This is a genomic window from Bacillus sp. RB3, from assembly GCF_030164735.1.
GTDB lineage: Bacteria > Bacillota > Bacilli > Bacillales > Bacillaceae_G > Bacillus_A > Bacillus_A cereus.
Window position 1 is genome coordinate 85,248 of the sequence record NZ_JASNGE010000012.1, and the last position, 21,474, is coordinate 106,721.

Sequence of the window (21,474 nt, forward strand, 5' to 3'; positions counted from 1 at the left end):
ATTATTTGCTCCTAATTTTCGTATGAAAGGTGAGAGATAGGATGAGTAAGGTGAAATGGTTCATTTCTTTACTGCTTTCGCTCGGGCTACTTGCCGGATGTGAAGAGGCAGCTGTAAAGCCTGAGAAGAAGGTAGAACCGAAGCAAGAAGAGGTAGCAAAACAAGAAGAACAAAAAGATGAAGCGAAGCCGGAAGAAAAAACAGAAGAAAAGCAAGCTGAATCAGAACAAAAGCAACAAGAAGAACAGAAAGAGAAACAAGAACAAAAAGTAGAAGAGAAGCCGAAAGAGGAAAAGCCGCAGGCACAACCAGAGGTAAAGAAAGAAGAGAAACAACAGGAACAACCGAAAGAACAGCCGGCTGTAAATAAGCAACCAGAGCAGCAACAAGCACAAGAAGAGAAACAACAACCGAAAGCACCAGAAGTAAAAGAAGAAGCAAAGGTTGTAAATCAGCCGAAAGAAACACCGAAGCAGGAGCAAAAAGTTGATCCGAATAAAGCGGAGAAAACGATACCGACTCCGGCAGTACCAAAACCTGAACCACCAAAAACAGATCCAGTACCAGTACCGAAACCACAAGCAAAACAAGTAACAATCTCGGTAAAAGGAAATAACGGATATATAATGGGTGCGAAAAAGATGGATGTACAAGAAGGCGATACAGTGTATAAAGTATTGCAACGTACAGGATTAGATGTTGATGCAAGCGGATCTAGAGATAGTATTTATGTAAAAGGTATTAATGATTTATATGAAAAAGATATTGCGGATACTAGTGGATGGAAATATCGTGTGAACGGTGCTTTTCCAAACCATAGTGCTGGTGTAGCTACGGTAAAACCAGGCGATACAATTGAGTGGGTATACGTATTACAATAAGAAAGGCATTCGGTAAAGGGCTATGAAAATAAGTTTTTCTTCTTTACATCCTTTTGTGAATTTTTTCTATTATATCGGGGTGATGATACTATGTATGATGTGTCTTCATCCTCTTTTTTTAATTGGAGCAATAGTATTAATTATTATGTTAAATGTGATGCAAGGAAATAGCGAAAAGATAAGAAAGATGCTACCGAGCATAATTGTTTTCTTTTTTATGGTAATTTTATTTAATTCGTTATTAACGCATAGAGGTCGAACTACGTTATTTTGGTTAGGTGATAGCCGTATTAAGCTTGAGGCGATTATGTTTGGAATAGTAATGGGGTTATTACTAGTTGCAGTTATGTTTACGTTTGCGTCATACAATGATATTATTTCCAGTCATAAATTTTTATATTTGTTTTCAAGAATTTCACCGAAAGTTGCATTGTTAACGATGATTACAGTGAGATTTGTTCCTTTGTTTATAAGGCGATTAAAGAAAATCACACTCGTCCAAAAAACGAAAGGTGTGCAGGTAGATTCAGGTTCGATAATAGAACGCGTCAAAAATGGTATGCAATTACTGCAAGTATTATTAATTTGTTCATTAGAAGATGCACTGCAAACGGCAGATTCTATGCAAGCTCGTGGATTTGGTGTAACGAAGCGTACGACGTATATTCGCTATAGAATGGAAAGGCGTGATTGGTATACGCTCAATTATTTAATCATTCTATTTATAGCTGCTATTGTATGTAGTAATTATGGCGGAGGGAAATTGATTATTTATCCGAAAGTCGAATCTATTTTATTCCAGCAATACGATGGAATGATGTTTGTATTATTTACACTGTTTATTAGTTTACCAATTATGATGGAAGGAAGGGAATGGATATGGTGGCGCATGCAGAAATAAACAATTTATCATTTGTATATGCTGATGAAAACGAATACGCGTTACAGCATATTTCTCTTTCTGTTCAAAAAGGTGAGTTTATTGCACTTGCTGGAGGATCGGGATCTGGGAAGACGACGTTATTAAAACATTTTAAAAAGGAGTTACTTCCAATTGGTACGCGTTCTGGAGAGATATTTTATGAGGGTGTTTTAATAGAGGAAGTAGCTGATTTGTTATCTGCCCAAGAAATTGGGATGGTATTTCAAAACCCAGAAAACCAGATCGTTATGGATACAGTGATTCAAGAATTAGCATTTTCTTTAGAAAATATCGGATTACCATCACATATTATTCAAAAAAGAATAGCAGAGCTTATTAGCTTTTTAGGATTTCAAGATTTATTGCATCAATCTGTTCACACGTTATCTGGTGGGCAAAAGCAACTTGTTAATTTAGCTGCGGTATTAGTTATGCAGCCGAAATTGCTATTATTAGATGAACCGACAGCGCAGTTAGATCCAATCGCTGCAAAAGAGTTTTTAGGATTATTAAAACGGATTAATGAAGAACTTGGAATTACGATTATTTTAAGTGAACATCGTTTAGATGAAGTTATCCCGCTTGCAACACGCGTTGTTTGTATGGATAATGGCCGTATTATGTATGATGGTAGTCCTAAAATTGTTATTACGGATATGTGGGGAGTAGAAACATTCCGTCCATTTATTCCGCAAATTCCAAGGCTATTTTTAGAGTGGAATGTGAGAGATATTCCGTTTACAGTGCGAGAGGCGCAAATGAAAATGAATGATTTTGCAGCGATATCATATGTAAATGAGCCAATAGCAGAAAGTGAAAAGCAAGAGGTAATTTTAAGCGCAGAGCATATTTCGTTCCAATATGAAAAAAATAGTCCTCTTATTTTACGTGATTTATCAGTTTCGATTGAAAAAGGAAAATGGGTAGCACTCGTTGGGAAGAATGGTACAGGTAAGTCTACACTGTTAACGATTTTAGCAGGATTACAAAAAGCGAGAAGAGGGAAAGTAAAGTGGAACGGAAAAGTAATACATAAAATTGATTCGAAAGAACGTTTTAAAAGTATTGGGTATGTATCGCAGCATCCGTATTACCATTTTACATTTGATACAGTATGGGACGAGGTTTATGAACGTGCGCGTGAATTATATGGAGAACAAGGAAAAGAAATAGCAGAAGATACGCTAAAACAGTTTTGGTTGTACTCACTTAAAGAACGCCATCCGCACGATTGTAGCGGGGGAGAGCAACAACTTCTTGCATTATGTACAACGTTATTATCAAAGCCAACGCTATTATTACTGGATGAACCGACAAAGGGGTTAGATCCATGGAAGAAAGAAAGAGTAGGAGAACTATTTAGGAAGCTACAAAAAGAAGGAACAACAATTGTAATGGCGACGCATGACATTGAATTTGCAGCGAAATACGTTGATCAATGTATGATGTTATTTGACGGAACAGTCATTATGAATGATGCACCGAAAGAATTTTTTAGCGGGAACTTCTTTTATACAACATCTATTAATCGATTCATTCGAAAAGAATTGCCATATGCATTAACGTGGGAGGATGTGTACGAAGCTTGTCCAAACGATATGTTGCATTCATAATATGTATCTTTGCAGTAATAATCGGCACATTACTTCTTACGACACTTGTCATGGACGGTTATTACATGTTAAGTAGTTTGTTTATATTAGCGGTTATTATGTTACCTTTCTATATCCGTTTTGAAAGAAAGGCGTTTGTTTCACGTGAAATTGTTCTCGTTGCTGTATTAGCGGCAATTGCAGCAGTAAGCCGGGTGCCATTTTCTATTTTACCAAGTGTACAACCAACTTCTTTTGTCATTATCGTTTCTGCAATTGTATTTGGTAGTGAAACTGGTTTTATGATTGGTGCTACAGCAGCAATCGTATCTAATATTTTTTTAGGACAAGGTCCATGGACACCGTGGCAAATGTTTTCGTGGGGCATGATTGGTTTTATAGCAGGTTTACTTCGTAATACATTTTTTATGAAAAAGCTATGGGGAAGACTTCTTTACGGAGTAATTGTTGGCTTTTTATTTGGCTGGATTATGAATTTCTGGGGTCTTCTCGGTTTTATACGAGAAGCAACATGGGAAACTGTCATTTCGTATTATATCGCAAGTTTTTACTTTGATTTGAGCCATGCGATTTCGAATGTTATTTTCTTATTACTATTTAGTACTTCATGGATTACGATTCTTACAAGATTTAAAAAGAAATACGGTATATTAGATGAGCATAACGTGACATAGAAAAGCATACTCATATAAGGTAGGGTCGCGACTTACATATTCGTTTGCCTCTTTCATGCTTCTTACATATTGTAAGGAGCATTTTTTTGTCAAAAAATCGATTTAATATACATCCGTTATTATATAAAATTATTTGTATAATGGTAGGTGAGAACTTTTTTCAAAAGGGAGGTGTATAGTTAATGAAGTTAGTTATTCCGAAGCAACATGGTGCATGGGCTATGCTTGTTATTCCTTTTTTATTAAGTGTCATACTTGGGAAACCTACTATTTATCATATTCCATTGTTTTTAGCGTGGTTTTTTATCTATTTAGCCACGTATCCATTTCTTACGTACATAAAGCAAAGACGAAAAAAAGAGTTTTTACAAGCTGTCATTGTTTATTTCAGTATTGCGTTCCTATTTGGGATGATTTCTTTATTATATGAGTGGCGAATTCTTTTATTCGTAATAGTAATGATTCCATTATTTATAGTGAATATGTATTACGCTCGTCAAAAAAATGAAAGAGCACTATTAAATGATATTTGTGCGATTATTGTGTTTTGTATCGGTGGATTAATTAGTTATTACTTTTCAATGAAGCAAATCGATCATACAGCTATATTCATTGCACTTATTTCATTTTTATACTTTTTAGGTAGTACGTTCTATGTGAAAACGATGATTCGTGAAAAAAATAATCCGAAGTATCGTCTTATATCTTGGGGATATCATATCGTATTAACGATAATCATATTTGTGATTAATCCGTGGTGTTCTCTTATTTTTATACCAAGTTTCATTCGAGCGATTATGTTATATGGCAAAAAAATTTCTATTATAAAAGTAGGAATTTTAGAAATTGCTAATTCTGTATATTTTTTAATTATAACGGCAATAATTATGAAGTATGCCATTTGAAAAAACTTCCCATCAATTGATGGGAAGTTTTTAATCTTTTTCTAAAATGTGAACGGTGTACTCGCAACGTTGAATAGCTTGTTCAACAGCATAAAGTGATTGTTCAATACGAGCGCGATTAAAATCTTTTTCAACTGTTTCGAGCGCTTCTTCTAAACAATTTTTAGCTTCTTGTAATGATTGAAAAGAATCTTGTACATATCCGCGAGCATTTTGATGCATTTCATAATCCTCCTTGCGTGTTCGTATATGGGTAGTATGAACAGTAAGGAAGAAAATATAATTTGTTATATTTATTTGACAATTAAAGTGGAATTACGTATAGTAAGAATTAAGTGAATATTTTCTTATCCAGAGAGGTGGAGGGACTGGCCCGATGAAACCCAGCAACCGCGATGCAGGTGCTAATTCCAGCAGAACATATTTGTTCTGGGAGATAAGACGAAGATATATACGTAACTTCTTCTTATCGGAGAGGTTTTTTTATTGCAAAAAAACCGATTACGAAAATTTATATTAAGAAGAAAGGGGTTGCGCATTACTGTGACACTCGAAAAATACGTAAAACTGCGTAGTACAGTTTATGAATATATGATAGAGCAAGATAAGCCGATATCATTGTTAGATATTCAAGAACATATCGTTTCGCATCATGAAGGAAAATTCACGAAAAAGATGTTGCATCAATTTTATTTATCAAGATTATTAGACGAACTAAAACTGGATGGGAAAATTACATTAGCTGATGAATATCTCTATGCTGAAAAAGGGGTATTGTATAAGGCGAGAAAAGGGAGCTAAGCTCTCTTTTTTTCTTAAAATAACGGAGTATGTAGAGTAAAAGACTGCTAAAGCAGCCTGATACAGGGAATGGTGTTGAGTGTGTAGTGTCAAAAATTGAATGTGCCTGAAAGAGGCAATTCATATCGGCTACAAATGAAAAGAGACACCTTCGCCGAATAGGTGTCAGTCGTTTTGTCATATAGACTTGCTATTTGACAGTTATTAGAATAACATACAGGATTTTTGAAGTCAAAAGGGAATTAAAGGAAGGGGTACAATTATGTACGCTTACTTATTAAAAGATATAACGAAATGGATCCCAAAGTACATTGTAGATAAGGGATATGAATATTATGAAGATGGACATGTAGAAGATGTTGAAATACATGATAAAAAAGTGTTTGCTTTCGTTACTGGAAATGCAGGAAATTATGAAGTAGTTATCGATCTCGAAGATTTTTCAGAAAGTAGCTGCGAATGTCCATATGAAAATCTTTGTAAGCATATGGCGGCAGTTGTTTATGATATTCAAGGTGCTGGTGAGAGTGCAGTTAAAGAGAAACTGAAAGATTTAGAAAAAGAAGAATTACTTATATTATTGAATCGATTATTGCAAAGTTCGAAAAACGTACAAATTGTAGAGAAGATGTTAAAGAAGGGGAAACTTTAACGTATAGAGGGAGTTGTTATGTAGTGAACGTACTAATTGTATACGCTCATCCTAATCCTTCAAGTTTTAACGCGGCGATTTTAAATCATGTGCAAAAAGGACTACCGGAAACAAATCATTCAGTTACGCTGCTTGATTTATACAAAGAACAATTTGATCCAGTCCTCGTATTTAATGAAGAGAAGAAAAGACGTGATTTAGTAAATGAAGAAGAAACAGCTCGGTACAGAACGTTAGTAGAAGAAGTAGATACACTTTTATTCATCTATCCAATATGGTGGTGGGGGATGCCAGCAATTTTAAAAGGATTTATCGATCGTATTTTCGTAGCTGGATTTGCTTATAAATATGAAGGGGCTCTGCCGAAAGGATTATTGCAAGGGAAAAAAGCATGGGTTATTAATAAGTTAGACTCGCCCCTATGGTACGTCGCATTGTTATATCGATCAGCAGATTGGATTATGATGAAGAGAGGTGTTTTACGTTTTTGTGGCATTCGCAATATAAAACGGTCAGTGTTTCAATCTGTGAAAAAGAGTAAAGTATCAAAGCGTGAAAAATGGTTATTACAAATAGAAGAAAAGGCTCGTACATTATGAATGAAGTCGACCGTATTATAAACTGTGTTCAGTATGATGGCGAACTTTTTCGGAAGTATGTTACGCGTTTACTTCAATTGAAAAAATGTAGCGAAACATTTCAGCAAATTCAAATAGAGTTAAGAAATGATTATTTAATAAGAGGAATTTGTGAAAGAGAAGTAGATGAGGTAGTACGGGGAAGTAAAGAATATGAAACATATTTTCTTCCTAAAGCGTTACAGTGGAATTTTTTGAGTGAACATCCACACTTGATCGGAAAAATTTGCGAAGATTTTTTTGCATTTGAGTCATTACATCTTACGGAGATAGAGTGGGAGAAGATTATAAATTGCATGGGAAATAAGTGATTTATTATGTAAAAAAGCTAGTATAAAACTAGCTTTTCGTTTAAATAAATAAGAAGCATAGACTAATGATAAAACCCGCATATAGTAAGTTCACAACACAAAATCCCATAATGTCACGAGCACCTAAACCAGCTATCGCTAATGCTGGTAATGCCCAGAAAGGTTGAATTAAATTCGTCCAAGCATCGCCCCATGCAATTGCCATTGCTGTTTTTGCAGCAGGTACACCAAGTTCAGCGCCAGCTGGAATCATAATTGGTGCTTGCACAGCCCATTGACCGCCGCCAGATGGAACGAAAATGTTAACAATGCCAGCACTTAAAAATGTAAAGAGCGGAAAAGTCGTTTCATTTGAAATGCTAATAAAGAAATTAGAAATAGCTCCTCCAAGTGAAAGTCCTTCACTATTTGCTCCAATCATCATGCCCATAATTCCTGCGTAAAACGGAAATTGAAGTAAAATGCCAGAAGCACTTTTCGTAGAGTCTGAAAAAGCGCGAATATACTGAATCGGAGTACGGTGGAAAATAAGACCTGCAATTAATAACATAAAAATCACGATATCGAGAGTAAGGTTAAAACCTTTCGTATAAAAGTAATTGAAAATATAAATGAGACCTAACAATCCAACGCAAAGTGTAATAATAATGCTATTTTCCATCTTTTCAGCGAATGTATTTTTTTCTACTTCTTGAGCAGCGGCTTCTTCATGGAACACGCTAGGATCTACAGTTATCGTATGTTTTTCATCTGGATGCATCGCCTTATTAATGAGAGGCATCGTAATGAGAAAAATAATAACTGGAACGAGAGCGTATGGTGAGAATAACGTTTCTGTTATTGGAATCGCCTCTTTAATACTTCCAGCAGTCGTTTTAATTAACGTTTCACCGCCTGTTGCTAACGTAAGAGGGATAGAGGCAGAAAGACCCGCATGCCAAATGAGAAATCCAGAGTAAGAAGAGGCGATTGCTAGTCTATAATCTAATCCGTCCAGCTGCCTTGCCACTTCTTTTGCGTATAAAACAGATACAACAATTCCAAAGCCCCAGTTTATGTATGCACCAAGTAAACTTACAATTGAAATGGCAATAATGCCTTGTCCATTCGTTTTTGGTAGTCTGGCAGCTTTCGTTAATCCCTTTTTAATAAGAGGAGCATTTGCTAAAGCAGATCCAGTCACGAGTACAAGTGCCATTTGCATAGAAAAGGCGAGGAGTCCCCAAATTCCATTACCCCAGTGATTAATCATTTCTACAGGGGTTTGGTGAGTCGCAAACATACCAAAGAAGATAACGAAAACAGTTAGTAAACATGATAAAATAAACGGTTCTGGCAAGAAGCGTTGCACTAAGGCGACGCAACCATTTGTAAAGGAACGAAACAAAATAGATCACCCTCCTTATGTATATGTAGTACAATTATTCGAGGTTGTTTGGGAGATAACCTTTAAATATATAGAAAATTCTGAAATTTACAATGATTGTCCTTATATATAAAAATGTTATTTCATTTGCATCGAAGTATAATGCAACCACCGGTTTCAAACATTTGCTACTCTTAGGTTACATCATTCTACTTCTCTATTCTTATGAATTTTTATAATCTATAGTAAAAATAAAATTATAGGAGTTGAAAATCATGGAATTTTATAAAAAGCTAAAAGAAGAACGTTTAAAGCATAACTTATCACAAGAAGAACTAGCTCTTAAATTAAACATAAGCAGACAATCAATTTCTAAATGGGAGCTTGAAAAAGGCTATCCGAATATTGAAACACTTATTACATTAAGTGATTTATTCAATATTAGCATTGACGAATTAATTAAAGGAGATGATTTCTTGAAAGATAAAATCATCAAAGAAGGGAAAAGGGGGGAATTAAAAATGACAGATCAATTCAAATGGTTATATGTAATGAGTTCGATTTTGGTAGTATTTTGGCTTTTTGTACTTCCTTGGTCCAATCCATCAGGTCTAATATTAAGTATAATTAATCTCATAGCTGTTACTTATTTTGTAATTGTCGTTAACTATATCAAAAATAATAAGAAAAATTTTTTTAATTAAACTTTAAAATTAAAGCCGACAGCCAGTCAGAGTATGAATATTATCCAATTGCTGTCGGCTTTAGTTAATTCAGATTTAATTTAAATTTTGGATACTCGAATTGTTGAAGTAATGGTAGTATCTCCATGCCTATCAAGTTAAAATCTTATACCAACCCCAGAACGGAATTTTTGTACAATTTTTTTGTTGTTTAGCAATCAGTCCAGATTGTTGAATAAAATGTGTTGAAATCAAATAAATAAGCCATTTAGGAGGTGGAATTGCTAATGAAACAACAAGAACAAGTTATCTTTCGTGAGGTTCAGCGGCCACAACAAATTTGGATATGGATACTCATATTAGGGATCGCCATACTGATGTGGTATGGATTTATTCAACAAATTATCTTTGATATTCCGTTTGGAGATAAACCAGCTCCTAATGGTGCATTAATTGTCTTGTGGTTAGTTTTTGGAATTGCTTCTCCTATATTAATGCTTGGGGTATTGAAGCTAATTATTGAGGTTCGTGGAAAAGGTCTTTATGTTCGTTTTGTACCTTTTCATTTTCAATATAGGGAGTATCTCCTCAAAGATATACGTAACTATGAAAGTATTACTTACAGTCCGTTAAAAAGATTTGGAGGATGGGGAATTCGTTTTAATTTTAAGGGTGAAAAAGTCTATAACATGAATGGAAAGAAAGGCATAGAGTTAAAGTTGATATATAATTCAGTTGTAATAGGTACTCAAAAACCGGACGAACTAAAAAAAGCATTGGACTCGGCAAAACAGCATAATGAAAATTAAACTGTAGCAAATGAGCGCTTTAATGGAGGAGAGGTCACAAAAATAATCAAACTCTTTTATGATGGAAACATTCATTACGTGATTAGTAAATTCAAACACAATAGCCAATGTGTTACTAACGATTATTTGGATTTTATTGACACTCTTCGTAACTTTTTATTGGATTGCTAATAAAAAGTTTAATTATGAATAACTATGATGAGGATAGTAGATTTACGAATGCTTTTAAACCTGGAATAATATAATGGATTCAAATAAAACACCGAAATAAGAAAAAGCTTCCACTACTGTGGAAGCTTTTCTAAATAATGTGCAATATCAATATACATATTTGAATAAACCGAATGTATTTCATTACTTGGCGTTGCGTTAGAAGAGAAATGAACGATTACCATATTTGCTTTCGGATCGATGTAAAGTGTTTGTCCGTAACTACCTAACACTTCAAAAGCACCTTGTTCATTGTGCGGAATCCACCATTGATTATGATAAGAAATGGAAGCTCCAGGGCCAATTGCAAGTTCACCTTCTTGGACATTTTTTATATCTTCAGTAATAGAAGAAGGGAGAATTTGTTTTCCATTATATTCCCCGTTGTTTAATAGTAATTGCCCGAATCTCGCCATATCTCTAGCAGTTGCATTTAATCCAGCACTAGCTTGTTCTACTTTTGTTTCATCTGTAACGTAATACGCGTTTTCTTCCATACCAATTTGAGACCAAATTCGTTCGCTTACATTTTCAGCTAGTGATTTACCAGTAATAGTTCTAATAATCCAAGCGAGCGTTTCTGTTGATCCGTTATTGTAAGAAAAGGAAGAACCAGGCGGTGCAGTTTCTTCGGCTTCCCGTAACATATCATAAATTTTCATCGGACCGTCGTAATTTTTGCCGCGGGGTAAAATATTGCTAGCTAAATATAATTGTGCATCTTGATTTTCTAGCCCAGGTTGCTCATATCCATGGGTCGGGTATTCTGCTGACACTTGCATGTCCATTAATTGCTGAAGTGTGGCATTACCGAACGGTGTGTTTTTTAATTCTTTTATGTAAGTGTCAGCTGTTTTTTCTAAGTCAATACGTTTTTCTTCAGCGAGAGATTGTATAATTGCCCCGGTAAAGACTTTTGCTAATGATGCCATACCATGAGGTTCATTCTGTTTATACCCATTGAAATATCGTTCATAAACAAGTTGTCCATTATGTAAAACGACAAAAGCATCTGTTTTGTTATCGTCTAAAAGTTTTTTTAGAGGAGTTGTATTTCCGAATCTACGCTCTACAGCAAAATCATCTAAGTTTTGCAATGCGGAAGGGAAGTGAGCAATTTGGTCAGGGTTGTTTTTTACGTTATTAACTAAAGTGAATTCTTTCATATGGGTATACGACCAACGTAAGTAAGGGTCATTTAACCAGTTTTCTTTTGTCACATTATGTTTTGTTGGGGTCGTTTTATTTTGTTTGAAGTAAGTAAACCCAAGCCCTGTAATTACAAATATGAATGTTAGTATAAGTAAGAGTAGGGGAGATTTTTTTAGTTTCATATATGGCCCTCCTTTTTATTTCTACTATAAGTATACGCTCGTCTTGAAAGAAATACAAAATAAGGAAAGTAAACGGGGAAGTTTACTTTCCTTATTAACGTTAAGCGGAAATTTTTCCGTCTGTAGGTTGTTTCTTGAATTTTTGTTTTCGTCCGTGTAATCCATAATATAAAAGTAAAGTGAACGCAACGATAATAGCTGCGATAAAATACATATTATGATAACTGGATTTCGCTGCGACAATACCTAAAATGAAAGAACCAAAACCAATACCACTATCAAAGAATGAGAAATACGTAGCTGTCGCAGAACCACGTCTATGGTTTGGAGCGGCAGAAATCGCAATCGTTTGGAAACTCGGAATTAATGTTCCGTAACCTAAACCGATTAGCATACCTGCGCCAAGGAACCAAAATGAAGTTTGTGCTTGGCTTAATATGAACATTCCGATTGTGAAAATAATGATAGCAGGGTAAACAAGTACATTTTCACCGAAGCGATCAAAAATCTTTCCTGTAAATGGACGAGAAATGACAACAACAAGTGCGTATAAAATAAAGAAGTAACTTGCAATTTCACTTAAACCGAGTTCTTTCGCATAAATAGGAATAAAGGATAAAATACCACTATAAGAAAAGGCTAAAACAAATCCTGTAAGTGCAATCGGAATAGAAGATGGTTCGATTAAGTCTTTCCATTTCATTTTTTCACGTTTTTGTTTGCTAACAGGTGCTTCGTGCGGAATATCTACAAGTAGTCCTAATAAAAATGCAAGTAATGAAAATACGGAACAAACGATAAATAATACAGTAAACGAAAAATGAGAAATAATTGTTAAACCTAAAAAAGGACCAATTACCATCGGCAGACTCATAAATACGCCGAAATATGCAAGCGCTTCGCCTCGTCGATGAGCTGGCGCAACATCAGTTACGATCGTACCAGTAGCTGTCGTTGCCATCCCGAACCCAATACCGTGCAAGAAGCGAAGGGCAAGTAATAAGAATAAACTTTGCGCACCGAAATACATAACAGTAGCGGTTAAAAATAATGAAAGTGAAATAAATAATATTTTCTTTCTTCCTAAATCATCGAGCCATTTTCCTGTGAATGGTCTACATAAAACAGAAGAAATAAGAAACACAGTTGCAACTAAACCAATTTCCTCAGGTTTTCCTTTTAGGCCGTCTATTACATAGACAGGCAGAGTAGTCATAAGCATGTAAAATGTTAAGAAGAGAAATAGACTACTAAAACAAGTTCCGAGGAAATCCTTCGTCCAAAGTTTCTCACTTTGCATCGTCATCCCTCCAATTTAATCTAAATTTTTAATAATTTGTTGTAACACTTGAAATGCTTGATGTAAATCATCTTCGTTAATACCTTCTAGCGTTTTTTCTTCGAAAGTATCAACTTCTTCTTGCCATATTGGAATCATCTTTATCGCTGTTTCGGATAAAGAAATGAGCTTCTCACGGCGATCTTTACCTTCTGTACGAATAATCCATCCCATCGTTTCCATACGTGTTAACGTACGAGTCATCGTTGGTGATTCAACATTTAAATACTGGCACAATTCTGTTTGCGTACAAGAACCAGTTTGATTAATGCGGAAAATAACAGCCCATTGCGCACTAAATAACCCTGTTGGAGATACACGTTCATTAAATTTCTTCGTAAACTTTCGAGAAGTCTGGCTGACGATGTGAAAAAAATGTTGTTTTTCGTCCATGTATTTTGATCCTTTCAAATTAGTTACCTAGCTAACTATATACTTTTTTATAATAATTGTCTAGTAATAGACATGTTGATTTATGTAAAAAATTCTTATAGGTTTTATGTTGCGAACGTATATTCTACGTGCTATTCTTTAATTAAGTAAAGAATTTTCTTTCTATTAAATAGAATGGGGGAACTTGTGATGATTAAGCCTGCAACAATGGAGTTTGTTTCACTATCGAACGGAGAAACGATTGCATATCAGGAAGTTGGAAGGCGAAATACAGATATTCTTGTACTCATTCACGGGAACATGACATCGTCACAACATTGGGATTTAGTCATTGAAAAGTTGCAAAATCAATACCATATTTACGCTCTTGATTTAAGAGGGTTTGGACAATCAACGTATAATCAGTCGATAGATTCATTACAAGACTTTGCAGACGATGTAAAATTATTTATCGACGAGTTAAAGCTAGAGAAATTCTCCTTAATGGGCTGGTCAATGGGCGGTGGCGTTGCGATGCAATTTACAGCGAATCACCCAAATTTTGTAGAAAAGTTAATTTTAGTAGAATCAGTAGGAATGAAAGGTTACCCAATCTTTAAAAAAGATACGAATGGGCAGCCAATTGTATCAAGTTTAGTAAAGACGAAAGAAGAAATTGCGCAAGATCCAGTACAAATTGCTCCAGTATTAGACGCGATAAAAAATATGAACAAACTATATTACCGTACAGTATGGAATTTATTAATATATACACATAATCAACCTGAACCGGACCGTTATGAAAAGTATTTAGATGATATGTTAACGCAACGTAATTTCGTAGATGTGAATTATGCGCTCATTACATTTAATATTTCAGATGAACATAATGGGGTTGTAGAGGGAAGTAAACAAATTCATCGTATTAAAGCGCCAACACTCGTCATACAAGGCGATAGAGATTATGTCGTTCCGCAAGTAGTCGGTGAGGAATTAGCGAAACATTTGCCAAATGCAGAGTTGAAGGTATTAGAAGATTGCGGACACTCGCCGTTTATTGATTGTTTAGATGTATTTATAAAACATGTAGAGAATTGGTTAGAACAGAAATAATCCCCGAAATGAGCAGTATTGCATATACTATAACATTTGTATGTTAAAGGGGAGATTATCAATGCATCAACCATTTTTCATCGCTTATTCGCCATATAATCATTACGCATATACAAAAATGATGATAAAACCGCTGTATATGCAAGTTTCGCCAGCTGTAGTTCCTTTACAAATGCAATATCCGCAGCCACCAATCGCTAACGCACAGCAATACTTATATGAAACTGCTTTTTATAAACATCCATACTTTAAGCAATTTCATAACAATGTGAAAGCACAAGTTTGGGAAGGATAAGGTAACAAGCTAAAAGATTCATTCTTTTAGCTTGTTTTTTATTGCGAATATTCGTACACGCATTTGCAGAAACAGTTTATAATGAAAAGTGGAAGCGTGAGAAGGAGAGGGAAAGGGATGTCAATGCGTTTTACTTTTTGGATTATGGTTGGGATTGTAGCAATCTCGGGTTTATCACAAGGAATGCTCTTACCTGCCATTGCAATGATTTTTGAACAAGAAGGGGTTAGTTCAAGTATTAATGGTATTCATGCGACGGCATTGTACATTGGGATATTAGTCATTTCGCCGTTTCTTGAAAAACCGATGCAAAGGTTTGGAATGAAGCCGATTATTGTTATAGGTGGGTTTCTCGTTATTATTTCATTATTCTTTTTTACACAAACATTTTCGTTTTGGGTATGGTTTATCCTTAGATTTCTAGTTGGAGTCGGAGATCATATGCTTCATGTCGGAACACAAACGTGGATCACGACAACATCAGACCCAAGTAAAATAGGGAGACAAGTATCGATATACGGTGTATTCTTCGGAATTGGTTTTGCCGTTGGCCCGTATTTAGCAAGCACTGTGCAGTACGGTCTTGCAACGCCATTTATTATATCTACTATACTTTGTCTAATAGGTTGGCTTTTACTACTTCCAACAAAAAATGCATTCCCAGCGCAAGATGAAAGAGAAGCGAAGAGTGAATCATCATTTTCTCGTTATAAACAAGTTGTTGGATTAGGATGGATTGCACTGCTAGGACCACTTGCATATGGCGTACTTGAAGCAATGCTAAACAGTAACTTACCAGTATACGCACTTCGTAAAGGGTGGTCTGTTTCAGATGTATCCTTCTTATTACCAGCATTTGCAGTTGGGGGTATTATTACACAAATTCCGCTCGGTATATTGAGTGATAAATACGGAAGGGACCGTATATTAACGTGGACGTTTAGCATAAGTACGGGCATTTTTCTACTTGCCGCCGTATTTGATCAATATTACTGGATCGTCTTTGCCTGCATGCTTTTAGCGGGTATGGTTATTGGATCGTGCTTCTCTTTAGGGCTTGGATTTATGACTGATTTATTACCGAGACATTTACTACCGGCAGGTAATATATTATCCGGAATCGCTTTTAGTTTAGGAAGTATTATGGGACCTGTATTAGGCGGCGTATTTATAGAAAAAATACAGTATACAAGCTTTTTTATTGCGGTTATGATTATAATGGGAATTCTCGCAATGTTATATATGGTCTACATGAAAAATCAATTTGCATCAAGAAAAATAGAAAGTAGGTTAGGGCATGACAAAACAACCTAATAAAAAGAAATTTGAAGTACTTGAAAATGAAACAATTACAGACTGCTTAGCACGTATGGAACAAGAAGGCTACGCTCCGTCTCGTCGTATAGAAGAGCCAATCTTTCATGAAGTAAAAAAAGACGGCAAAACAGTAGTTGAACCGTGCGGTAGGAAGATTGTTTTTGAAGGGAAATTGAAGTAATCCAATAACAAATTCTCTTTATAGTATAGAGCCATCCAATAGTTGGGTGGCTTGTTTTTTTATTAATCAATGCAGGAATTGAATAGAATGAATCTCTCGTTCATTTCTCCTAATGGGCTTCTTTATATGGGACAAAAGATTGCTACTTTTTTCGTATATTGGTAAAATAAGTTCTTGGGTCTTACTTATTGTTATCGGTATAATGTTTGTCGCTTGAATGAAAGAAATTAGTTACAAAAATTTCGCACTATGTAAAGGGGTACAGCAACGATCCCTTTTTTTGGAGGCACCTTAAACATAAAGCGAGAGAAGAAGCTATATGAACGATTCTCCTATCTTGTTTAAATATTAAACGAGTTACTGCAATTGGAACAGGGATATCAAACTAGTCGATATCCTGGTGGATCATCTTTTTCTAGTAATCTATCACTTCTGATGGAATCGATAGATTGCTAGAAAGCGGAAAACAATTATTAGTATATTCCGAAGCAGGTGTAACAGAGTGTCCTTCCATAATTAAGGGTAAAACCAAAATACGTTGTTTTAAAGAATGATTTTTTAGAACTGGTTATAAGGAATAAAACAGAAAAGAGGATCACATGTTAGATACTTTACAGAGAAGTAAAAAGTTTTTTTTAGTATGTCTTATTTTTTTAGTGCTTTTAACCGCTTGTGGTAATACAGATGTTAAGACATCTAAAGCTTCATTACCACCGGCTGAATCCAATATAGATACATCATTAAAAGCACCAAATTGGGTAGAGAAAAGTCCTATCCAACAGTCTCCTAATTTTACGGAAGATAAAAAAGTACAATCGGTTGTGAATTTAATAGCAACGGGTGATAATTTATATCATGATGCAGTAATTAAAGATGGCAAACAAAAAGACGGTTCATATGATTATAATTATATTTATGAAAATATCAAAAAAGCTGTTAAATCAAGTGATCTTGCTATAGTGAACCAGGAGACTCCGATTGCCGGAAATAATTTGAAAGTACAGGGATATCCGACTTTCAATACACCTGAAGAAGTAGGCCAATCTTTAGTGGACACTGGATTCAATATAGTGACTCAAGCGACAAATCACGCTATGGATATGGGTATTAAAGGTGTTGCGAATACAAGAGAATACTGGAAGAAATATCCGGATGTTATCCCGTTAGGTATTAATGAGAGTCAAAACGAGCGTAATGAAATAAAAACGATTACAAAAAATGGTATTCGTTTTGCGTTACTAAATTATACATATGGTACGAATGGAATTAAAATTCCAGCTGATAAGTCTTGGGCTTTAAATTTAATTGATAAAAAAGCGATACAAAATGATGTGGAAAAGGCAAAGAGTAGCTCTGATATGGTGATTGTTATGGTGCATTGGGGAGTAGAATATACCTCAACACCTTCAAAGCAACAAAAAGAAGTTGCTCAATATTTAACAGATTTAGGTGTAGATGTAGTAATTGGAAATCATCCACATGTAATTCAACCAATTGAGTGGAAACAAAATAAAGATGGACATGAAACGCTAATCTATTATTCTCTTGGAAATCTTATTTCTGCGCAAGAAAAATTAGAAACATTAGTTGGAGGATTATCTTATGTACAATTTGTTAAGTATGAAGATAAAACTTTTGGTATACGACAAGCGGCAATCGTACCGACAGTAACCGACTATGCTGATGGTAAGAAACAATTTAAAATTCAATTTTTAAAAGATTATTCGGATGAAAATTCTAAAAAACATGGAATTAAAAAATTTGTCGGCCCCGTTTCTTTGAAGGATTTCAAGGAGATTCCTAGAGACGTGTTGGGAAATTGGTATAAAGACTAATAAACAAAAAGGGAATGAGATACAATTAAAAAATTTATAATTTTAGCATTGGTATTAGCAATGGGATGGAGTCTTGCTGCTTGTAGTGGAAAGCAAACATCTCAGGCAACTACTAATAATAACGATAAAAATAAAAATGAAATACATGCGAAGAAAAAAGATGTTTTACCTATCTCTGATGTTAATGATTGGAGAATTATCCTTGTAAATAGAGAGCATATGTTATCAAAGGAACTAGGAATTGAATTAACAAGTATCACCCAAAATGCGAAGCCAAATATGAAAATAGATAGTAGAATTGCAACTTCCTATCAGGATATGGTAGCAGCTGCAAAAAAAGAGGGAATCAATCTTTATTTAAGATCAGGTTATCGAGCTATAAAATTACAACAAACTTATTATGATGCTTCAGTTAAAAGCTATAAATCTCAAGGCTTGTCGGATAAAGAGGCTAGTGCTAAGGCATTGGAATATCTTCAGTATCCTGGTGCAAGTGAACATCATACTGGATTAGCGTTAGACATTATTTCAGTTGAATGGCAGAATACTGTAGAAGATTTAAATGCAAAATTTGAAACTACTGATGCATTCAAATGGTTAGATAAGAATGCTGCAGAATATGGATTTACTCTCCGCTATCCAAAAGAGAAAGAGAATATTACTGGCATTAAGTATGAGCCATGGCACTATCGTTATGTAGGAAAAGAAGTTGCCGTTTATCTAAAAGAAAAAGGGTTAACTTTAGAAGAATATAACGAAAAAATTAAGTCTGGTAAGTAAAAATATGCTTTAATTTTATTAAATATTATGCACTGCTACAAGAAAAGGTGAATCTAAGGATGTGTTAACCTTCCACCTAGTATTGTAAAAACTGAGTATGATAATTTGAGCACGTACGAACCAGTTATCGTGTAAAAAGATGTATGTATTAAGAAATAAAAGTTAAGGATCTGATATTCATATCAGATCCTTTTTCTATTGTTCTTTTAAGAGCGACTGAGCCAAAATATTGGAATGAATATAGAAACAAAACAGCCCAAGAAATAGTATAACGAATCAGGGAGCCTACTCGTACGCTTCATTGGGATTATCCAGAAATAGTTGTTGATGAAATAAGAAAGAACTGGTCTTACTCTCAAGCAAGGATTTAATACGAATGAATTGGATAAAAGGTAGTAATAAATACATAGTCATATTGATTAAAGTTTCACTTTATTGAAGAAAAATGCGAAAGCCATTCATAAAATATGGAAATGTTAAAATCCCTTTGATAAAATAGCAATATGTAAAAATAATTATTTGTTAATTCTTAATGTAATGAATATTCATGTTTAAATATACGAATTTAACTACATAGTTATTGTGCTAAAGGGGGAGAAAGATGTTAGATGAATTGTACAATGCTTTTTTAAATGCGTCTGGTTTTACAGAAAGTGCGAGGAAACGAGATCGGTATGATGATTTACATGATTATTTAAAAGATAAAGAAAGAGAGTTAAAGCAATTCATTCAAGAGGCTGAATCAGCGAAGAGAGAGTATGAGAGTAAAAGTAATGGCTTAGAAGCTAATAAAATTCCGGCAGTTGAATTTGAACAAAAACGTCATGAAAAGGATGAAGAATTACATACATTAGTATCCTATTTTAAAAGTGCATTAAGCGATGTTGGATCTGCAAAAAGTACAGCTTATGCAAAGTATTTGGAATATAAAGCGAAAGCAGAATCAGAGAAAGCGTCAGCATACGCTGCAGCGACCAAGGCTTTTGAAGAAAAGAAAAAGGAATTTGAAAAACTTATCCATTAAGCATACAAAGAATGGAGGGAACCAACATGAGTGGTAAAGAGGTTGAAATTATAGGAAGTAACACTGCAAGTGCCATTTCTTACGCACAAAACATTGAAAATGGTATGAAGGATTCTTTAAACCAAGCGAAAGACTTAAAAGCATATGTCACAGGTGCGAAATGGAATGGAAAAACGAGAGATGCATTTTTAAGTTATCTTGATTTGATCATTCAATATAATTCAGAAATGGTAGAGGCATTTGAAGGACATACGAAAGCTTTGAAAGAGTTAGATAAAAGCATTCAAACGTACGGAGATAAATCGGAAGTAAGGGCGATAAAACAACTGTGATGGAGAAACGAGGGATAAAAGAATGGGGAAAGAAATGAGTTTTGCACCTGCTGAATTATATGTTCTCGCAGGTGCAGCTGGGGTTACCGATATATTTGGATTGCCAAACCGTGACGCAATTATTTTACTTGATGCAGAATGTGTCACGAAAGCAACTACGAGTTTAAAAGAAAAAGGCCTACTTACAAGTGAAAATGGAATTACCCCTGCAGCTTTTCAAATAATTGAACTATTAAAGGAATATGAAAATTGTCATGAATACACGAGAATGAATAATGTATTAATTGGCTTTTTAAAAGAGGATAAAGACCGAGTGGCTGTATTAACAGAAATAGAACCAAATAAAAAATACGAGATCCACTACATACCAAAGCCGGACGTATATTTTTCATTATTAACACGCATTCCTTTCTTATTGAGAGAACCGAGGGAAATAGAAGATACATTTTTCTCAAAGAGAATGACAGAGGCAGAACAAAAAACATTTGAAGAAAAAGATTTATCAAATAAAGACGTTATAGCGATAGAAACGTATACGAGGCCTCGAAGTAATAGAGGAGGAAAATGGGAATGTTTCTTATATTTTACTGAAGGAGAAGATTTCGTTCAAATCGATGTAGATCGTAATCGATATGACTGGGTGAGCCTCTATGCGATTAATAAGAAATTGTATGACGTGTTAAAAATGCCATATAAAAAGTTAATTGACCCGAGACAATTCTCGTTAGGAGGTATTCAATAATGCAAGTATCAATGGGAGATAGTGGTTCTGGTGGTGGAGAAGAAGTATTAGTTAATTTTCAAGAACTACTTGATATAGTAATGAAGTTAGAAAATATATATAAAATCCATGTAGACGTCATTGGAACGAATATTGAGAGTTTATTAAGCTGTGATTTTTATCAAAAAGGTGAAGCGATGAGAGTAATTGAAAAATATCCTGATATATTACACAAAACACTAGAATTGGCTGAACACTATTCTAGGTCAGCGACAGTTGTAGGAAATGTATGTGTAGAAATGCTTGAAAAGGACGAACAATTACGTGAAATATTAAGTAAGTTGTAGAAATCACCATACGGCTGGG

General features: G+C 34.7%; 26 protein-coding genes and 1 riboswitch. Of the genes, 21 read left to right on the top strand and 5 right to left on the bottom strand.

Annotated features, from left to right (window positions below; translation table 11 throughout):
* The first annotated feature begins 41 nt into the window (after positions 1–41).
* From QO049_RS16940 to QO049_RS16960, 5 genes are all read left to right on the top strand, one after another.
* Positions 42–881, top strand: coding sequence for a DUF4430 domain-containing protein (locus QO049_RS16940; RefSeq protein ID WP_284489352.1), 840 nt, complete (start codon positions 42–44; stop codon positions 879–881).
* Between the two features lie 22 nt (positions 882–903).
* Positions 904–1,782: an energy-coupling factor transporter transmembrane component T gene (locus QO049_RS16945; protein ID WP_098382119.1), complete on the top strand. Its 879-nt coding sequence runs from the start codon at positions 904–906 to the stop codon at positions 1,780–1,782.
* Positions 1,755–3,416: an ABC transporter ATP-binding protein gene (locus QO049_RS16950; RefSeq protein WP_284489353.1), complete on the top strand. Its 1,662-nt coding sequence runs from the start codon at positions 1,755–1,757 to the stop codon at positions 3,414–3,416. The genes QO049_RS16945 and QO049_RS16950 overlap by 28 nt, the downstream gene beginning before the upstream one ends.
* Positions 3,389–4,090, top strand: coding sequence for an ECF transporter S component (locus QO049_RS16955; RefSeq protein ID WP_000044907.1), 702 nt, complete (start codon positions 3,389–3,391; stop codon positions 4,088–4,090). Before QO049_RS16950 ends, QO049_RS16955 begins: the two co-directional genes overlap by 28 nt.
* A 182-nt stretch (positions 4,091–4,272) precedes the next feature.
* The gene (locus QO049_RS16960) at positions 4,273–4,995 is read left to right on the top strand and encodes a YwiC-like family protein (protein WP_284489354.1); all 723 of its coding nucleotides are present in this window, start codon (positions 4,273–4,275) and stop codon (positions 4,993–4,995) included.
* Positions 4,996–5,025: 30 nt separating this feature from the next.
* Here the strand turns inward: QO049_RS16960 and QO049_RS16965 are convergent, their stop codons facing one another.
* Positions 5,026–5,217 (bottom strand): hypothetical protein, encoded by a 192-nt coding sequence (locus tag QO049_RS16965; protein ID WP_000554032.1) that lies wholly within the window; start codon positions 5,215–5,217, stop codon positions 5,026–5,028.
* A 122-nt stretch (positions 5,218–5,339) separates the two neighbouring features.
* A riboswitch (SAM riboswitch) is annotated at positions 5,340–5,438 on the top strand.
* A 100-nt stretch (positions 5,439–5,538) separates the two neighbouring features.
* Here QO049_RS16965 and QO049_RS16970 point away from each other — a divergent pair.
* The 4 genes from QO049_RS16970 (at position 5,539) to QO049_RS16985 (ending at position 7,397) form a co-directional block, all read left to right on the top strand.
* Complete coding sequence (locus QO049_RS16970) at positions 5,539–5,796, top strand: hypothetical protein (protein ID WP_000171476.1); 258 nt, start codon at positions 5,539–5,541, stop codon at positions 5,794–5,796.
* Positions 5,797–6,058: 262 nt separating this feature from the next.
* Positions 6,059–6,448, top strand: a complete 390-nt coding sequence (locus QO049_RS16975) for an SWIM zinc finger family protein (protein ID WP_088067362.1) — start codon at positions 6,059–6,061, stop codon at positions 6,446–6,448.
* A 23-nt stretch (positions 6,449–6,471) separates the two neighbouring features.
* The gene (locus QO049_RS16980; protein WP_097999257.1) at positions 6,472–7,047 is read left to right on the top strand and encodes an NAD(P)H-dependent oxidoreductase; all 576 of its coding nucleotides are present in this window, start codon (positions 6,472–6,474) and stop codon (positions 7,045–7,047) included.
* Complete coding sequence (locus QO049_RS16985; protein WP_141530606.1) at positions 7,044–7,397, top strand: group-specific protein; 354 nt, start codon at positions 7,044–7,046, stop codon at positions 7,395–7,397. The genes QO049_RS16980 and QO049_RS16985 overlap by 4 nt, the downstream gene beginning before the upstream one ends.
* A 40-nt stretch (positions 7,398–7,437) precedes the next feature.
* On the opposite strand, the gene QO049_RS16990 is transcribed toward QO049_RS16985, so the two are convergent.
* On the bottom strand, positions 7,438–8,784 hold the full coding sequence (locus tag QO049_RS16990) for a short-chain fatty acid transporter (protein ID WP_000490009.1): 1,347 nt from the start codon (positions 8,782–8,784) through the stop codon (positions 7,438–7,440).
* 254 nt (positions 8,785–9,038) lie between these two features.
* On the opposite strand from QO049_RS16990, the gene QO049_RS16995 reads away from it, so the two are divergent.
* Positions 9,039–9,467: a helix-turn-helix domain-containing protein gene (locus tag QO049_RS16995; RefSeq protein ID WP_053512606.1), complete on the top strand. Its 429-nt coding sequence runs from the start codon at positions 9,039–9,041 to the stop codon at positions 9,465–9,467.
* 266 nt (positions 9,468–9,733) lie between these two features.
* Positions 9,734–10,255, top strand: a complete 522-nt coding sequence (locus tag QO049_RS17000; protein WP_053512605.1) for a DUF6141 family protein — start codon at positions 9,734–9,736, stop codon at positions 10,253–10,255.
* Positions 10,256–10,539: 284 nt separating this feature from the next.
* Here the strand turns inward: QO049_RS17000 and QO049_RS17005 are convergent, their stop codons facing one another.
* The 3 genes from QO049_RS17005 to QO049_RS17015 all read right to left on the bottom strand — a co-directional run bounded on the left by QO049_RS17005 (position 10,540) and on the right by QO049_RS17015 (position 13,531).
* On the bottom strand, positions 10,540–11,799 hold the full coding sequence (locus tag QO049_RS17005; protein WP_246960556.1) for a serine hydrolase domain-containing protein: 1,260 nt from the start codon (positions 11,797–11,799) through the stop codon (positions 10,540–10,542).
* 100 nt (positions 11,800–11,899) lie between these two features.
* Entirely contained in the window at positions 11,900–13,099 is a 1,200-nt protein-coding gene (locus QO049_RS17010; RefSeq protein WP_284489355.1) for an MFS transporter, read from the bottom strand.
* Positions 13,100–13,114: 15 nt separating this feature from the next.
* Complete coding sequence (locus tag QO049_RS17015; RefSeq protein WP_000343675.1) at positions 13,115–13,531, bottom strand: MarR family winged helix-turn-helix transcriptional regulator; 417 nt, start codon at positions 13,529–13,531, stop codon at positions 13,115–13,117.
* Positions 13,532–13,720: 189 nt separating this feature from the next.
* Here QO049_RS17015 and phaZ point away from each other — a divergent pair, with 189 nt between their 5' ends.
* The 10 genes from phaZ to QO049_RS17065 all read left to right on the top strand — a co-directional run bounded on the left by phaZ (position 13,721) and on the right by QO049_RS17065 (position 21,455).
* On the top strand, positions 13,721–14,623 hold the full coding sequence (phaZ, locus tag QO049_RS17020) for an intracellular short-chain-length polyhydroxyalkanoate depolymerase (protein ID WP_098541082.1): 903 nt from the start codon (positions 13,721–13,723) through the stop codon (positions 14,621–14,623).
* Positions 14,624–14,684: 61 nt separating this feature from the next.
* Positions 14,685–14,918 carry a hypothetical protein gene (locus QO049_RS17025; RefSeq protein ID WP_000554159.1) on the top strand — a complete coding sequence of 78 codons (234 nt, stop codon included), beginning with the start codon at positions 14,685–14,687 and terminating at the stop codon, positions 14,916–14,918.
* A 117-nt stretch (positions 14,919–15,035) separates the two neighbouring features.
* Positions 15,036–16,232, top strand: a complete 1,197-nt coding sequence (locus QO049_RS17030) for an MFS transporter (protein WP_000062796.1) — start codon at positions 15,036–15,038, stop codon at positions 16,230–16,232.
* On the top strand, positions 16,216–16,416 hold the full coding sequence (locus tag QO049_RS17035) for an NETI motif-containing protein (protein WP_134188364.1): 201 nt from the start codon (positions 16,216–16,218) through the stop codon (positions 16,414–16,416). Before QO049_RS17030 ends, QO049_RS17035 begins: the two co-directional genes overlap by 17 nt.
* A gap of 599 nt (positions 16,417–17,015) precedes the next feature.
* On the top strand, positions 17,016–18,251 hold the full coding sequence (locus tag QO049_RS17040) for a CapA family protein (RefSeq protein ID WP_048568386.1): 1,236 nt from the start codon (positions 17,016–17,018) through the stop codon (positions 18,249–18,251).
* A 48-nt stretch (positions 18,252–18,299) separates the two neighbouring features.
* Positions 18,300–19,031 carry a M15 family metallopeptidase gene (locus QO049_RS17045; RefSeq protein ID WP_000241987.1) on the top strand — a complete coding sequence of 244 codons (732 nt, stop codon included), beginning with the start codon at positions 18,300–18,302 and terminating at the stop codon, positions 19,029–19,031.
* Between the two features lie 601 nt (positions 19,032–19,632).
* Complete coding sequence (locus tag QO049_RS17050) at positions 19,633–20,055, top strand: hypothetical protein (RefSeq protein ID WP_000883470.1); 423 nt, start codon at positions 19,633–19,635, stop codon at positions 20,053–20,055.
* A gap of 26 nt (positions 20,056–20,081) precedes the next feature.
* Positions 20,082–20,387, top strand: a complete 306-nt coding sequence (locus QO049_RS17055) for a WXG100 family type VII secretion target (RefSeq protein WP_000014535.1) — start codon at positions 20,082–20,084, stop codon at positions 20,385–20,387.
* Positions 20,388–20,409: 22 nt separating this feature from the next.
* Positions 20,410–21,129 (top strand): DUF5081 family protein, encoded by a 720-nt coding sequence (locus tag QO049_RS17060; protein WP_074789758.1) that lies wholly within the window; start codon positions 20,410–20,412, stop codon positions 21,127–21,129.
* Positions 21,129–21,455 carry a hypothetical protein gene (locus QO049_RS17065; RefSeq protein ID WP_001198201.1) on the top strand — a complete coding sequence of 109 codons (327 nt, stop codon included), beginning with the start codon at positions 21,129–21,131 and terminating at the stop codon, positions 21,453–21,455. The genes QO049_RS17060 and QO049_RS17065 overlap by 1 nt, the downstream gene beginning before the upstream one ends.
* Positions 21,456–21,474: the final 19 nt, after the last annotated feature.